The sequence below is a fragment of the Herbaspirillum sp. VT-16-41 genome (genome assembly GCF_001994935.1).
Taxonomy (GTDB): domain Bacteria; phylum Pseudomonadota; class Gammaproteobacteria; order Burkholderiales; family Burkholderiaceae_D; genus Herbaspirillum; species Herbaspirillum frisingense.
Genome location: NZ_MUXB01000108.1, coordinates 48,625 through 63,465, shown reverse-complemented (window position 1 = coordinate 63,465; position 14,841 = coordinate 48,625). Strand labels below are relative to the sequence as shown.

The following is a 14,841-nucleotide window of genomic DNA, read 5'->3' as shown; positions in this document are numbered from 1 at the left end:
CGGCCTCGCGCAGCCTACCCGGCCGGCGCCATCCGCAGCACCTCCAGAGGAACCAAGCGCCCGCCCATGAGCAAGAAAGTCACCGCCGCCATCAAGGTCCTGATCGCTGATGACCACGCCATCGTGCGCGAGGGTCTGCGCCAGATCTGCGCCGGCACCAAGGATATCCTCGTGACCGGGCATGCCGCCAACGGCCTGGAAGCCATCAAGCTGGCGCGCGAAGGCGATGGCAACGTCATGTTGCTGGACATCGTGCTACCCGACCGCAACGGCATCGACATCCTCAAGCAGATCCGCAAGGAGCAACCCGATTTGCCGGTGCTGATCCTCTCCGTGCACCGCGAAGATCAATACGCCATCCGCGCCCTCAAGGCCGGTGCCGCTGGCTTCCTCAACAAGCAGGCGGCGCCCGCCGAACTGCTGGCCGCCATCCGCCAGGCCGCTTCCGGCCGCAAGTACGTCAGTCCCTCACTGGCGCAGGAACTGGCCACCCAGATAGGCTTCGATCACGACACCCCCCTGCACGAAACCCTGTCCGACCGCGAATACCAGACCATGGTCATGATCGCCTCCGGCAAGACCGTCAGCGACATCGCCGCCGAGCTACTGCTCTCGGTCAAGACCATCAGCATGTACCGCTCGCGGGTACTGGCCAAGATGAAGATGCGTCACAACGCCGAACTGACCCACTACGCGCTCAAGAACAATCTGGTGGAATAAAAGAGACAGAAACAGACAGTCGCAGCTGCTTTGGCTGATGCGGCCCTTTTCTCCCCCTATTAAATGCATGCCGCGAAAAGGCGCTGACGTACAATTAGTTGTCATTTTGTCCCTCCGATTGAGGAGGCTGACAACGGACTGTCGGCAGCAGGGGGACCTGTCGGCGTCTGCCAGGTGATCGTCGGTCGGCAGCAGTGCTCAAGCAATACGCCTGTGCGCCGATACCGTAAGGAACTCCCTGTCGCAAACCGACATACACACCAACAATAGAGTCAGCCGGCATGTCCAAGAAACCGACCACGCTCACGCCTGTCGAGATCGCCCGAGAAGCTTTCCAGCGACTGGGGGCCAGGCGCATCGCGCCCACTCCCGACGCGTACCGCATCGCCTATGAAGAAATCCAGGGGGATGCCCCTGGCGTGACGGCCGAAGCCGTATTGGGCAATTTCGCCACCAAGCTGTCGCGCCAGCCGGGAGAAAATGGTCTCCTGGGAACGCGGCTGGTACGCGCCCGCGACAATGGCGACTGGGCAGAATTCGAGCGCCAGCTGCTGGAATTCTCCGACGCCAACTGGCAGAGCCGCCCCATCGCTCCGGCCGCACCGATGGTGCCGCACGGCGAGCTGGTCCCCATCGATCTGGAGCGCCAGTTCATCCGCGACAGCAAGAAGGAAAAGATGCTGCGCGAAATGCTGGCTCGGGTGCTGGTATTCAACCTGCCCTCGCTGCTCTCGACCGCGCCGGAGCTGGCCAACGAATCGCGCGACAGCGGCCAGGACCTGAAGACCGCCTTTTCGGAACAGGCGATGAACGACATCATCGCCCGCGTCAAGCAACTGAGCTTCCAGATCGAACTCAAGACGGATGACATGGCCCAGCAGCAGGACTTGCTGATGCGCCTGTTCCAGTTGCTGCTGGAAAACATCAACGGCCTGCTGGAACAGGGCTCCTGGCTGTCCAGCCAGATCGAGACGGTGCAAAGCCTGATCGCCGGGCCGCTCAGCAGCACCTCGCTGGCCGACGCCACCAAGAACCTCAAGGAAGTGATCTACAAGCAGGGTCTGCTGAAGAACACCCTGTCCGAGGAAAAGGTGGTGGTCAAGAACATGATGCTGACCTTCGTGGACCGGCTCTCGGCCATGGTCTCCACCACTGACAACTACCAGCGCACGATTCGCGGTTTCTCGCAGCAGATCAGCCAGGCCGGCAACATCGCCGACCTCAACAGCGTGCTCAGCGAGATCATGAGCGAAACCCAGAAGGCGCAGGAAGAAGCGACCCGCTCGCGCGACGCCATGGAAGATGCGCGCCAGGAAGTGGAAAAGGCCGAAGATCGCATCCACACCCTGGAGCAGCAGCTGCAGCAGATGGGCGAACTGGTGCGCGAAGACCAGTTGACCGGCAGCCTGAACCGCCGTGGCATGGACGAATCGCTGGACCGCGAGATCGCCAATGCGGTACGGCGCGACACGCCGCTGTGCGTGGCCCTGCTGGACCTGGACGATTTCAAGCGCATCAACGACACCCATGGCCATGCCACTGGTGACGAAGTGCTGGTGCACATGGTGCAGGTGATCAAGGAGACGCTGCGCAAGCTGGATGTGATCGCCCGCTTCGGTGGCGAGGAATTCGTGGTACTGATGCCCGAGACCACGCCGCAGGATGCGGTACAGATCATCACGCGGGTACAGCGCGAACTGACCAAGCGCATCTTCATGCACGAGAGCCAGCGCCTGCTGATCACCTTCAGTGCCGGCGTGGCGGTCTACCACCCGGGAGAGAGTCAGGCAGAGCTGCTCAAGCGCGCCGACGTCGCGCTTTACAAGGCCAAGAACGCCGGCAAGAACCGCATCATCTTTGCCGAACCACCCGCCGGTGCCGCACAGCTGGTCTAGCCGCAGCGCCGGGCGCAGCAGCTCCGTACGGCCTCAGTACGGACTGCCGCTGCCGGCCAGCTTCCAGCGTCGCCAGCCGGCGGCGGCCATCACCACGAACAGCGCATAGAGCATGGCCGTCAACGTCAGGTGCTTGTACAGGTACAGGCCGACGTAGAGCACGTCCACCGCGATCCACACCAGCCAGTTCTCCAGCTTCTTGCGCGAGAGCAGGAACTGCCCCACCAGGCTGCCGGCGGTCAGGAAGCCATCCATGTGCGGCACGTCGGTATCGGTGTAGCGCTGCAGGAACCAGGACAGCAGCCACCACCCGGCCAGCCAGGCGGTCGCCGTCATGACCCAGCCGGATCGCGTCAAGGTCGACACCTGCAGCGGCCGGTGCTGCTCGCCGCCACGCAGCCATTGATACCAGCCCCAGACCGACACCGCCACGAAGACGAACTGCAGGCCGGCGTCGCCATACAGGCGCGCGTCGGCAAACACGGCGGCATACAGCAGCGAGGACAGGATGGAAAACAGCCAGGCCCAGTGGTTCTGGCCGATATTGAGCCAGACCGTCAGCACGGCCAGGGCGAAAGACACCAGCTCCAGTGGCGTGGTGGTGAGGCCGAACCAGGTCAGCGGAGTGTCGGGACTCATGCAGCGGGACTCATGCAGCGGGACTCATGCAGCAGCAGGCAGATTCAGGAGCGTATCAGACCATCAGCGCGTAGCCGCACGCGCGCCACCCGCAGGTGCGTTGGCGGGAATGGAAACGCTGTTGGGTTGCCCGGAACCAGGCATGTAGGGATTCGGATTGGCGGCATTGGCGGGCTTGCCGGAACTGCCATCGAGCAATTGCACGAAGATTTCGTTCTGCTTGATCATGCCCAGCTCGAAACGCGCACGTTCTTCGACGGCGCCCTTGGATTGCTTCAGGTCGTCCACTTCGGAGGCGAGCTTGGCGTTGCGCTCCTTGAGTTCGTCGTTCTTCTTGTGCGCCAGCTGGACCTGACGGTCGAGCTCCCAGACCTTGAACCAGCCGCCCTTGCCCAGCCAGAGCGGGTACTGGATCAACACCAGCAGAAAGGACAGGCAGAGGATGATCAGGCGCATAGCCGGGAGCTCTCTTTGCGGCGCCTGCCTTCAGGGTGGGCGCCGCAAATGTGTTACTTCAGGTTGTAGAACGCAGCGCGGCCCGGGTAGCTGGCGATATCGCCCAGGTCTTCCTCGATACGCAGCAGCTGGTTGTACTTGGCCATGCGATCCGAACGCGACATGGAGCCGGTCTTGATCTGCAGTGCGTTCATGCCGACGGCGATATCGGCGATGGTCGAGTCTTCGGTTTCGCCCGAACGGTGCGAGATCACGGCGGTGTAGCCGGCACGCTTGGCCATTTCGATGGCGGCGAAGGTCTCGGTCAGGGTGCCGATCTGGTTGATCTTGATCAGGATGGAATTGGCGATTTCCTTGTCGATGCCTTCCTTCAGGATCTTGGTGTTGGTGACGAACAGGTCGTCGCCCACCAGCTGCACCTTCTTGCCCAGGGTTTCGGTCAAGAGCTTCCAGCCAGCCCAGTCGTTCTCGGCCATGCCGTCTTCGATGCTGATGATGGGGTACTTGTCGCACCAGGAGGCCAGGAGACCCGTCTTCTGGGCCGGGGTCAGCACCATGTTTTCACCGGCCAGGTGGTAGTTGCCGTCCTTGTAGTACTCGGAAGCGGCGCAGTCCAGGCCCAGGGCGATCTGGGTACCCGGCTCGTAGCCTGCCTTCTCGATGGCTTCGATGATCAGCTTGATGGCTTCTTCGTGGCTGGAGACGTTGGGTGCGAAGCCGCCTTCGTCGCCCACCGAGGTGGCCAGGCCGCGGTCATGCAGGATCTTCTTCAGGGTGTGGAACACCTCGGCACCGTAGCGCAGGGCTTCACGGAAGCTCGGTGCGCCCACCGGGATGATCATGAATTCCTGGATGTCCAGGTTGTTGTCGGCGTGCGCGCCACCGTTGATGACGTTCATCATCGGCACCGGCATCTGCATGGAACCGCTGCCACCGAAGTAGCGATACAGCGGCAGGCCGGCTTCTTCAGCGGCAGCCTTGGCCACGGCCATGGACACGGCCAGCATGGCGTTGGCGCCCAGGCGGCTCTTGTTCTCGGTACCGTCCAGGTCGATCAGGGTGCGATCCAGGAAGGCTTGCTCATTGGCGTCCAGGCCCATGATGGCTTCCGAGATTTCGGTGTTGATGTTTTCGCAGGCTTGCAGCACGCCCTTGCCGAAGTAGCGGCTCTTGTCGCCGTCACGCAGTTCGATCGCTTCGCGCGAACCGGTGGATGCGCCCGAAGGCACGGCAGCGCGACCCAGCACGCCGGATTCCAGCAGCACATCGCATTCCACGGTGGGATTGCCACGGGAGTCGATCACTTCGCGGCCGATAATATCAACGATTGCACTCATTCAGATCTCCATCAAGGTTTTAAAAATTGTTGGCGGGTGCAGGCCCGGTGGCCGGGGCGCCCATGATGAAACGGCCGCCCGACGGCAGCCGTTTCATGCACACGTTCAGACCGTCACGCCTGGCCTTTGATTGCCGCGTGATGCGCCAGCGCCGCGCGGATGTACGAGATGAACAGCGGATGGCCGTCACGCGGAGTGGACTTGAACTCCGGGTGGTATTGCACGCCGATGTAGAACGGGTGAGCGTTCTCGCCGGAGCGCGGCAATTCCATGATCTCGCACAGATCTTCGGACGGGGTACGGGCCGAGACCACCATGCCGGCCTCTTCCACGCGACCGAGGTAGAAGTTGTTGGCCTCATAGCGATGGCGGTGACGCTCGGTCACGCTGTCGCCGTAGATTTCCGCGGCCAGGGTACCCGGCTTGACGGCGCAGGTCTGCGCACCCAGGCGCATGGTGCCGCCCAGGTCGGAATTGGCATCGCGACGCTCGACCTTGCCATCGTGGTTCTGCCATTCGTCGATCAGGGCCACGACCGGCTGTTCGGTGTCCGGATCGAACTCGGTCGAGTTGGCCTTGGTCAGTCCCGCCTTGTTGCGGGCGTATTCCAGCAGCGCCACTTGCATGCCCAGGCAGATGCCCAGGTAAGGCACCTTGTTTTCGCGGGCATAGCGGGCGGCGGCGATCTTGCCTTCCACACCGCGCTTGCCGAAGCCGCCCGGCACCAGAATGGCGTCGTACTTGCCCAGACCGTCGGTACCGTTGGCTTCGATCTCTTCCGAATCCAGGTACTCGATGTTGACGCGGCTGCCGGTATGGATGCCGGCGTGGCGCAGCGCTTCGGTCAGCGACTTGTAGGACTCGGTCAGGTCGACATACTTGCCGACCATGCCGATGGTGACTTCGTGCGAAGGATTGTTCTGCGCATCGATCAGCTTGTCCCACATCGACAGATCGGCCGCCTTGGGCGACAGGCCCAGCTTTTCGCAGATGATGGTATCCAGACCCTGGTCGTGCAGCATCTGCGGAATCTTATAGATGGTATCGGCATCCCAGACAGAAATGACGGCATCGGCCGGCACGTTGGAGAACAGCGAGATCTTGTCGCGTTCGTCGTCCGGGATGCGGCGGTCGGCACGGCACAGCAGTGCGTCGGGCAGGATGCCGATCTCGCGCAGCTTCTGCACGCTGTGCTGGGTGGGCTTGGTCTTGAGTTCGCCGGCCGAGGCCAGGAAGGGAACCAGCGTCAGGTGCACGAAGGCGGTGGCGTTGCGGCCCGAGCGCAGGCTCAGCTGGCGCGCCGCTTCCAGGAAGGGCAGCGATTCGATGTCACCGACGGTGCCGCCGATTTCCACCAGCGCCACGTCAAAGCCTTCGGCGCCACGATGGATGAATTCCTGGATCTCGTTGGTGATGTGCGGAATCACCTGGACGGTCTTGCCCAGGTACTCGCCACGGCGCTCCTTGCGGATCACCGATTCATACACCTGGCCGGTGGTGAAGTTGTTCACCTTCTTCATCTTGGCCGAGATGAAACGCTCGTAGTGGCCCAGGTCGAGGTCGGTCTCGGCGCCGTCGTCGGTGACGAACACTTCACCGTGTTGCAACGGGCTCATCGTGCCGGGGTCGACGTTGATGTAGGGATCGAGCTTGAGGAGGGTGACTTTGAGGCCGCGCGATTCGAGGATCGCAGCCAGGGACGCGGCGGCAATCCCTTTACCCAGGGAAGACACGACGCCGCCAGTGACAAATACAAACTTGGTCATTACAGATGAGTGCCGAACGGCACATGCGGGAAATTCAAATTATACCCCAAAATGCGCTCGTTTTTTAAGACAGCCTGCGATAAGTGTCGCCGATGTCGCGACTTCGCCAAACTTGCAGCAGGAAAACATACTTACCGGAGCGGGCCTCTTATAGGCTTCAGCCACGGTTCAGCTTCTTGACTCTGTATGTGCAGTTTGGTTCAGCCCGGCCGGCCCTGCAACAGCTCGCTTATCATGGCGTGCGTCGCCTGGGCGGCCTGTACGGGCGACTCCATCGGGAACAGATGGCCGCCGGGAATCTGGCGGAAGTGCGGCCCCACCAGCCGGCGCGTGGCCTCCAGCCCGGCCAGCCGGCATTCCACCGAATCGGTACCGCCGACGAAGCCGATCGGCACCGGATAAGGCTGGCGCAGGACACGTCCCAGATGATGGGGAATGGTGCGATAGACCGCCGTTTCGGTCTCGCGCGAGAACCGCAGGCGCACTCCCCCACCGGCGTGCGGCTCCAGGCCGTGTGCCACGTAGTCACGCAGCACCTGCTGCGGCCAGGCCGCGAACAGCGCCTTGGCCGCATAGTGCTGGTAGGCCGCCTCGATATCGGGCCAGTGCTCGCGCCGCCGTGCCGACGCCACCGAGGGCGAGTAGCGGCTCTCATACTTGAACAGCTTGGACAGGCGCAACACCTGCGCCCGCCAGCCCGCCACGATCGGCGAATCCAGCAGCACCACGCAGCGCACCAGCTGCGGGCGTTTGCGGGCCGCCATCAGTGACAGGATGCCGCCCATGGAATGGCCGACCAGGATCACCGGCGCGTGGTAGCTGCGCTCCAGCTCCTCACGCAGCTCCCGCGCCAGGGTGCGCCAGCCGTCATCGACCGGAAAGCGCGGATCATGGGCATGGATGGCCAGGGCGCGCACATCGTAATGGACGCGCAACTGGTCGAAGAACATGCCATAGGTACCCGCCGGGTAACTGTTGGCATGGGCAAAATGCAGGATGGGAAGGGGCATGGAGACCGGGATGCAAGACAATGGCGGCAGCATAGCAAAACGGCCAGGGCCGCGAGCGTGCTATTTTCCCGCATCGCGAAATGCACCTCAGTGCAGGCCTAGCGGCCGTACCAGTAGCGCGCGTGCTGCTTGCGATATTGCTCCACTTGCAACTGGTCGCCCAGGGTCATGGTCAGCGCGCCGGATTCGTCGGTCCGCAGACGGCGTATGCCCAGCCGGCCATAGCGCTCGTAGACATCCGGCCTGGGATGGTTGAAGCGATTGCGGTACCCGACCTGGAACACCGCCAGCTCCGGCCGCACCGCCCGCAGGAAGGGTTCGGTGGACGAGGTGCCGCTGCCATGATGCGGCGCCAGCAGCACCGTCGAAGGCAGGCGCTCGGCCATGCGACCGTTGACCAGTTCGTCTTCCTGCACCGCCTCGATATCTCCGGCCAGCAGCACCGACTGCCGGCCGATCTGCACCTTCAGCACGCAACTGCGCGCATTGGGACGCCATTTGTCGCTCTCATAGCTGGCTGGCGTGGGATGCAGCATGGTGAAGCCGATGCCGTCCCAGTTCCACGACTGACCCGCCTCGCAGCGCGTGGCCAGCGGTGCTACGCGCAGGATGGGGCTATCCTCCGCCAGCGACGAATACACGCTGTCCACGGCCATGTTCTTGAACAGGGACACGGCCCCGCCCGAATGATCATTGTCATTGTGCGAGATCACCACCCGATCCAGATGATCGATGCCCCGCGCGCGCAGATACGGCAGGATCACCCGGGTCGCACCGTCCGATTCGGCGCTGTAATAGGGACCGGTGTCATACAGCAGGCGATGGCCCGGGGTTTCCACCAGCACCGCCATGCCCTGCCCGACATCGAAGGCGGTCACCCGCATGGTGCCTTCGGCCGGTGCCACGGGGGCATTGAGCAGCAGCGGCAGCCAGCCGAACAAGCCCAGCCAGCGTACCGGCCAGCCGCGCGGCGCCAGCACCAGCAAGGTGCCGCCCAGGGCCAGGGCGAACACCCAGCCATTGGGCAAGGGCGTCTGCCAGACCGCCCACGGCATGGCACTGAGCGCCTGCAGGAGATCGGCCAGCCACACCAGCAGCAGGTGCGGCACCTGCAGCACGAACTGCGCCAGCACGGTCGGCAGCACGCTACCCACCAGCGCCAGCGGCGTGATCACCAATGACACCAGCGGAATGGCGATGGCATTGGCAATGGGACTGACCAGCGAATACTGCCCGAACAGCAGCATCGTCAGCGGCACCAGGCCCAGCGTGACCACGTATTGCGCGTGGCTGGCCTCCTTGATCCGCTGCACCAGCGCCGCGCCCCAGTGCTTGCTGGCCGCGGCGGCGGCCATCGCCTGCGGCGGCTGCATGCGCCCCACCGTGCCATACAGCAGCAGGGCCACCGCCCCGAACGACAGCCAGAAACCCGGCCACATCAGCGACCACGGGTCCAGCAGCACTACCAGCGCCAGCGCCAGGCACAGCACCACCGAGACCCGCACGATGCGCCCGCGCCAGAAGGCGATGCCGACCACCACCAGCATGTAGAGCGTACGCTGCGCCGGCACGCCAAACCCGGCCAGCAACACATACAGCAGGGCCACCAGCATGCCGACGATGACCGCCACCTTCTGCGCCGGCAGGCGCAGCGGCAACTGCGCGCCGGTGAAGAAGGAGCGCCGCCACAGCCAGCTGGCCAGACCGCCGCACAAGGCCGCCAGCATGGTGATGTGCAAGCCGGAGATGGCCATCAAGTGACCGATGCCGGTGCGGTTGAAGACATTCCAGTCGGCCTGGCTGATGCCGCGCTGGTCGCCCATGACCAGCGCCGCGATCACGCCCGCATAGGGCGCATCCGGCAAGGCCTGGTCGACGCGGTCGCGCAACCAGCCACGTGCGGTATCGATCACATGCCAGGGCGTCCATACGAAGGCATCGAGACGACGATTCACCGCCGAGGCAGACGCGGAAGCCGCTGCCGGCCGCCCAACCACATAGCCGGTGGCCCGCACGTCATCCTGCAGCAGCCACAATTCATAGTCGAAGCCATCCGGATTGGCATTGCCATGCGGACGCTTCAAGCGCACCTGCAGGCGCCAGCGCTCGCCCGGCTGCAGGTCCGGCAAGGCCAGCCGCGCCGGCGCAGCCTGTTCGCCATCCTCGGTGGGCGCCTGGTAGCGCTGGTTGCCATACCAGCTCAAGGCCAGCCGTGGCGGGATGGGCGGCTTCACCCCGCCCTGCAGCACCACCTGTTCGACATCGAAACGGAAACGCAGGCCCTGCCCCGTCGGCGAAGGCAGATCGGCCACGGTACCGATGACGGTGACGTCATGCCCTTCCCAGGCCGCTGGCAGCTCCTGATCCAGGTAATAGAGTGCAAACGAAGCCGCCCACAGGAAACCCAGCCAGGCCCCACAGGTCAGCAGCAGCGGCACGCGCAGGAAGGGTTGCCAGAAGCGGCGGGCGGTGAAGGCCAGCAAGCCCGCCAGCACCAGCCCGATCACATACCACTCGATGCCGGGCAACTGCGACTGCAGTTGCAGCAGGCCTGCACCCAGTGCGAAACCGATGATCAGTGCGCGCATCAGAGACCCAGCCCGGCGTGCGCCAGCCGCGGCAGCGCGGCCTGGGCATTGGCGGTGGTGGCAGCCGCGATCTCGTGCAGCGGCATCTGGCGCAGCTCGGCCAGGACCTCGCCGATGCGCGGAATCTGGTCGGGGGTATTGATGTCGGGGTGGCGCCAGGCCGGCGAGATATCGGGCGCGTCGGTCTCCAGCACGATGGACGACAACGGCAATTCGGCCGCCAGGCGACGAATCTGCAGCGAACGCGGGAAGGTCATGGCGCCGCCGAAGCCCAGGTGCAGCCCCAGTTCGACGAAGGTGCGCGCCTGCTGGTCGCTGCCGTTGAAGGCATGGGCGATGCCGCCGGGAACGCGGATGCGGCGCAGATGCTTCAAGATGATGTCCTGCGAACGCCGCACGTGCAGCAGCACCGGCAGCTGGAAGTCACGCGCCAGCTTCAGCTGTTCGGCGAAGAAGAACTCCTGCTTTTCCCGCAGCGGCGCCTCCTTCAGGGCCGGCACGAAGAAATCCAGCCCGATCTCGCCGATGCCCACGAACAGCGGGTCTTGCAGCGCACTGGCGATGGCCTCGCGCAGCACCTGCAGGTCAGCTTCCTGGGCCGTGGGCACATACAGCGGATGGATGCCCAGCGCATAGACCGCATTGCCGACTTGCCGCGCCAGGCGCCCGACCGTGTCGAAATTGACGCGCGCGATGGCCGGGATCACGATGGCCCGCACCCCGGCCTGCGCGGCCTCGTCGGCAACGGCTGGGGAACGGGCGCCGAATTCTCCGGCGTCGAGATGACAGTGCGTATCGACCCACATGGTTTGGCTGGCCTGGCGAAAAATCGGAAACCCCGCCCACGGGAGAACGCTTCCGGATGACGACACACGCCACGGGGATCGCACCCTTGCCTGTCCGGCTTGCTTCCCCCGAAGCGCATTATTATTTTTACAGCAACTCCGGGACGCCCCGGAGCCAGAGACGGCAGTTTACCGTCTAAGCCACGCTTGCAGCCATTAACAATCGTAAAGAATTACCCCGCACTTCTTCGGATACACGGGTGAAACAAGTCTGAATGCGGACGTAAAAAAGGACGCGATCATTCGCGTCCTTTCTGTCCTTTCTGTCCTTTGTGCCCTTCACGTCCTCCCCAGTCTCAATGGACGGCAAGGCCGGATCAGGCCGGCTGCAGCGACTTGCCCAGCTTGCGCAGGAACTGCTCGCAGCGCTCCATCTGGGCCAGCGTCACGAACTCGTTGGGCTTGTGGGCATTGCCGATGTCGCCAGGACCGCAGACGATGGTGGGGATGCCGATCTGCTGGAACAGCCCGGCTTCGGTGCCATAGGCCACCTTGCGGGTCTCGCGGTCTCCCGTGAGGGCGCGCACCAGTTCGGTGATGGCCGCCTGCTCCACCGCTTCCAGCGCCGGGCTGCCGGCGAAGTTGTCGATCTCGATGCGGGCCTCCGGGAATTCGCTGCGCATCTTCGGCAGCAGCACCTCGGCGACGTACTTGTCTATCTGGGCCTGGATGTCGGCCACGCTCATGCCCGGCAGGTTGCGGAATTCATAGGTGAACTCGCACAGCTCGGGGATGGTGTTGACCGCAATGCCGCCACGGATCTGGTTGGTGGTCATGGTGCTGAAAGGCACGTCGAAGAACTGGTCGTAGGGGCCATTGGCCTTGTAGCCATCGGCAAAGTCGCGGATGGCGCAGATCAGGCGAGCCGCGTGCTCGATGGCATTGCAGCCCTGTGGCGTGAGCGAGGAGTGCGCCGACTTGCCGTGCACCTTGCAGGCGAATACGTTGATGCCCTTGTGCGCTACCACCACGTTCATGCTGGTGGGTTCACCGACCACGCAGCCGTCCACCTTGATACCGCGCTTGACGATCTCTTCCAGCATCACCGGCGCGCCGATGCAGCCGATTTCCTCGTCATAGGAAAAGGCCAGGTGGATCGGCTTGGTACGCGGCATGGCCAGGAATTCCGGCACCAGGGCCAGCGAGGTGGCGATGAAACCCTTCATGTCGCAGGTGCCGCGACCGAACAGGCTGCCATCCTTCTCGGTGATCTTGAAAGGATCGGTATCCCATTTCTGGCCATCCACCGGCACCACGTCGGTGTGGCCGGAGAGCACGATGCCGCCTTCGGTGCTGCCGGCATTGGGACCGGCCGTGGCCGGCAGGGTCGCGAACAGGTTGGCCTTGGTCTGCTCCTTGTTGTGCGCCAGCCAGGAGGAGATGCCCTGCTTTTCCAGACTGTCACGCACAGTCGTGATCAGTTCCAGGTTGGAATTGCGGCTGGTGGTATCGAAGGCGACCAGGGTCTCTAGCCATTGGCGGGTATTCATGTTCACTGACTCCATGTTCCATCTGTTCAAAAGCACACCGCCGTCTTTCATGGAGACGGCGGCGGAAAACTGCAAGCTTACCCGGATTGCGTCAGCCCTGCTGCGTCACCGCACGCAGACCCAACTCCGACAGGCGCAGCACGCGCCCGCAGCGACCGGCCAGTTCGCCGTCGTGGGTGACGATGACGAAGGCCGTGCCCAGCGTGCGCGAGAGTTCGATCATCAGTTCGAAGGTGCGGTCGGCCGTGCTGCGGTCCAGGTTGCCGGTCGGCTCATCGGCCAGCACGCAGGCCGGTCGCGTGACCAGCGCGCGCGCCAGCGCCACGCGCTGACGCTCGCCACCCGAGAGCTCGCCCGGCACGTGGGTCACGCGCTGGGCCAGGCCCACCTTCTCCAGCATCTCGCGGGCCTGCTCCTGCGCCTGGGCGCGCTTGACGCGGCGGATCATCAGCGGCATGGCCACGTTGTCCAGCGCCGAGAATTCCGGCAGCAGGTGGTGGAACTGGTAGACAAAGCCCAGCGACTGGTTGCGCAACGCGCCGCGCTCGCTCTCGCCCAGGCTGGCAAAGTCCTTGCCCTGCAGGCTGACGGTACCGGCGCTGGGGGTATCGAGCCCGCCCAGCAGATGCAGCAGGGTCGACTTGCCGGAGCCGGAAGCGCCAACGATGGCGACCTGCTCACCGTGGTAGACATCGATATCCACATTGCCCAGCACCTTCACCGAATACTTTCCCTGGGTGAAGGTCTTGCCCAGGCCGCGTGCAGACAGCACCGCCTGGCGGTTCAGGATCGAATCATTCATAGCGCAGCGCCTCCGCCGGTTTGACGCGGGCTGCCGACCAGCTCGGGTACAGCGTGGCCAGGAAAGCCAGTACCACGGCCACGCCGCCGATGATATAGACGTCCGACCAGATGAGGTCGGAGGGCAATTCGGAAATCACATAAATACTCTTGGGCAGGAACTGCACATGGAAGGCGTGCTCGATGGCCGGCACCAGCACATCGATGTTCAGTGCCACCGCCCCCCCCAGGGCGACCCCGGCAGCGGTCCCGATCAGGCCCACCAGCGCGCCCTGGATCACGAAGATCTTCATGATGGAACCGGGCGACGCCCCCAGCGTGCGCAGGATGGCGATGTCGGCCTGCTTGTCGGTGACCGTCATCACCAGCGTGGAGACCAGATTGAAGGCCGCCACCGCGATGATCAGGGTGAGGATGATGAACATCATGCGTTTCTCGGTCTTGACGGCGGCGAACCAGTTGCTGTTCTGCTGCGACCAGTCGCGCAGGTAGAGGTCACCGCTGAGGGTGCGCGCCAGCTCCTGGGTCACCTCCGGCGCCTGCAACATGTCGCGGATGCGCAGGCGCACCCCGGTGGGCGCATCCATGCGGAACAGGGTCTCGGCGTCCTGCAGGTGGATGAAGGCCAGCGAGGAATCGAACTCGTAATGGCCGGCCTCGAAGATGCCGGTCACGGTGAACTGCTTCAGGCGCGGCAGCACTCCGGCCGGGGTCACCTGCCCTTGCGGCACGATCACGGTGATCTTGTCGCCCAGGCCGACGCGCATGCCGCGCGCCAGCTCGCTGCCGAGGACGATGTCGAATGCCCCCGGCTTCAGGGAATCGAAGCTGCCCTGCTTGATCTGGCGCGCCACGTCCGAGACCTTGGGTTCTTCTTCCGGCAGCACGCCGCGCACCAGCACGCCGCGCAGGTTGTCGTCGCGCGTCATCATGGCCTGGCCGGACACATAGGGCGCCGCACCCAGCACTTCCTTGTTCTGGAAGGTCTGCTTGGCCACGCTCTGCCAGTCCTTCATGGAGCCGGAGGCGTCGAACACCTCGATATGCGCCAGCACCGAGAGCATGCGGTCACGGACTTCCTTCTGGAAACCGTTCATCACCGACAGCACCACGATCAGCGCGGCCACGCCCAGGCCGATTCCGGCCATGGAAATGAGGGAAATAAAGGAAATGAAACTGTTGCGACCGCTGCGCTTGCCGGCCCGCGTGTAGCGGATACCGACCAGCCATTCGAACGGCAGGTTTTTAATCAGACTCAAAATTGCTCCGGGAGAGGGCCTGCAAAATGTGCCGG

Annotated in this window: 12 protein-coding genes; 2 read left to right on the top strand and 10 right to left on the bottom strand. The window is 63.9% G+C overall.

Going from position 1 to position 14,841, the window contains the following annotated elements:
- Positions 1 to 66: 66 nt before the first annotated feature.
- Together BTM36_RS13980 and BTM36_RS13975 are read left to right on the top strand one after the other, a co-directional pair.
- Entirely contained in the window at positions 67 to 720 is a 654-nt protein-coding gene (locus BTM36_RS13980; protein ID WP_077236765.1) for a response regulator transcription factor, read from the top strand.
- A 281-nt stretch (positions 721 to 1,001) separates the two neighbouring features.
- A complete protein-coding gene (locus tag BTM36_RS13975) occupies positions 1,002 to 2,615 on the top strand; it encodes a GGDEF domain-containing protein (RefSeq protein WP_077236764.1) in 1,614 nt (537 codons plus the stop codon).
- Positions 2,616 to 2,648: 33 nt separating this feature from the next.
- On the opposite strand, the gene pnuC is transcribed toward BTM36_RS13975, so the two are convergent.
- From pnuC to BTM36_RS13925, 10 genes are all read right to left on the bottom strand, one after another.
- The gene (gene pnuC, locus BTM36_RS13970) at positions 2,649 to 3,254 is read right to left on the bottom strand and encodes a nicotinamide riboside transporter PnuC (RefSeq protein ID WP_077236763.1); all 606 of its coding nucleotides are present in this window, start codon (positions 3,252 to 3,254) and stop codon (positions 2,649 to 2,651) included.
- Positions 3,255 to 3,317: 63 nt separating this feature from the next.
- Positions 3,318 to 3,710: a cell division protein FtsB gene (gene ftsB, locus BTM36_RS13965; RefSeq protein WP_077236762.1), complete on the bottom strand. Its 393-nt coding sequence runs from the start codon at positions 3,708 to 3,710 to the stop codon at positions 3,318 to 3,320.
- A gap of 53 nt (positions 3,711 to 3,763) precedes the next feature.
- Positions 3,764 to 5,047, bottom strand: coding sequence for a phosphopyruvate hydratase (eno, locus tag BTM36_RS13960; RefSeq protein WP_077236761.1), 1,284 nt, complete (start codon positions 5,045 to 5,047; stop codon positions 3,764 to 3,766).
- A 113-nt stretch (positions 5,048 to 5,160) separates the two neighbouring features.
- Positions 5,161 to 6,813 (bottom strand): CTP synthase, encoded by a 1,653-nt coding sequence (locus BTM36_RS13955; protein WP_006464011.1) that lies wholly within the window; start codon positions 6,811 to 6,813, stop codon positions 5,161 to 5,163.
- A gap of 200 nt (positions 6,814 to 7,013) precedes the next feature.
- Positions 7,014 to 7,823 (bottom strand): alpha/beta fold hydrolase, encoded by an 810-nt coding sequence (locus BTM36_RS13950; protein ID WP_174616855.1) that lies wholly within the window; start codon positions 7,821 to 7,823, stop codon positions 7,014 to 7,016.
- A 98-nt stretch (positions 7,824 to 7,921) separates the two neighbouring features.
- Positions 7,922 to 10,411 carry a DNA internalization-related competence protein ComEC/Rec2 gene (locus BTM36_RS13945; protein ID WP_077236759.1) on the bottom strand — a complete coding sequence of 830 codons (2,490 nt, stop codon included), beginning with the start codon at positions 10,409 to 10,411 and terminating at the stop codon, positions 7,922 to 7,924.
- A complete protein-coding gene (locus tag BTM36_RS13940) occupies positions 10,411 to 11,217 on the bottom strand; it encodes a TatD family hydrolase (RefSeq protein ID WP_077236758.1) in 807 nt (268 codons plus the stop codon). The genes BTM36_RS13945 and BTM36_RS13940 overlap by 1 nt, the downstream gene beginning before the upstream one ends.
- 356 nt (positions 11,218 to 11,573) lie before the next feature.
- The gene (gene argE, locus BTM36_RS13935) at positions 11,574 to 12,746 is read right to left on the bottom strand and encodes an acetylornithine deacetylase (RefSeq protein WP_077236873.1); all 1,173 of its coding nucleotides are present in this window, start codon (positions 12,744 to 12,746) and stop codon (positions 11,574 to 11,576) included.
- A gap of 91 nt (positions 12,747 to 12,837) precedes the next feature.
- Complete coding sequence (lolD, locus tag BTM36_RS13930; RefSeq protein ID WP_006464016.1) at positions 12,838 to 13,548, bottom strand: lipoprotein-releasing ABC transporter ATP-binding protein LolD; 711 nt, start codon at positions 13,546 to 13,548, stop codon at positions 12,838 to 12,840.
- On the bottom strand, positions 13,541 to 14,806 hold the full coding sequence (locus BTM36_RS13925) for a lipoprotein-releasing ABC transporter permease subunit (protein ID WP_077236757.1): 1,266 nt from the start codon (positions 14,804 to 14,806) through the stop codon (positions 13,541 to 13,543). The genes lolD and BTM36_RS13925 overlap by 8 nt, the downstream gene beginning before the upstream one ends.
- Positions 14,807 to 14,841: the final 35 nt, after the last annotated feature.

Coding starts and splice junctions, on each gene's coding strand:
- BTM36_RS13980 (WP_077236765.1), top strand. CDS start 67: ATGAGCAAGAAAGTCACCGCCGCCATCAAGGTCCTGATCGCTGATGAC.
- BTM36_RS13975 (WP_077236764.1), top strand. CDS start 1,002: ATGTCCAAGAAACCGACCACGCTCACGCCTGTCGAGATCGCCCGAGAA.
- pnuC (WP_077236763.1), bottom strand. CDS start 3,254: ATGAGTCCCGACACTCCGCTGACCTGGTTCGGCCTCACCACCACGCCA.
- ftsB (WP_077236762.1), bottom strand. CDS start 3,710: ATGCGCCTGATCATCCTCTGCCTGTCCTTTCTGCTGGTGTTGATCCAG.
- eno (WP_077236761.1), bottom strand. CDS start 5,047: ATGAGTGCAATCGTTGATATTATCGGCCGCGAAGTGATCGACTCCCGT.
- BTM36_RS13955 (WP_006464011.1), bottom strand. CDS start 6,813: ATGACCAAGTTTGTATTTGTCACTGGCGGCGTCGTGTCTTCCCTGGGT.
- BTM36_RS13950 (WP_174616855.1), bottom strand. CDS start 7,823: ATGCCCCTTCCCATCCTGCATTTTGCCCATGCCAACAGTTACCCGGCG.
- BTM36_RS13945 (WP_077236759.1), bottom strand. CDS start 10,411: ATGCGCGCACTGATCATCGGTTTCGCACTGGGTGCAGGCCTGCTGCAA.
- BTM36_RS13940 (WP_077236758.1), bottom strand. CDS start 11,217: ATGTGGGTCGATACGCACTGTCATCTCGACGCCGGAGAATTCGGCGCC.
- argE (WP_077236873.1), bottom strand. CDS start 12,746: ATGAATACCCGCCAATGGCTAGAGACCCTGGTCGCCTTCGATACCACC.
- lolD (WP_006464016.1), bottom strand. CDS start 13,548: ATGAATGATTCGATCCTGAACCGCCAGGCGGTGCTGTCTGCACGCGGC.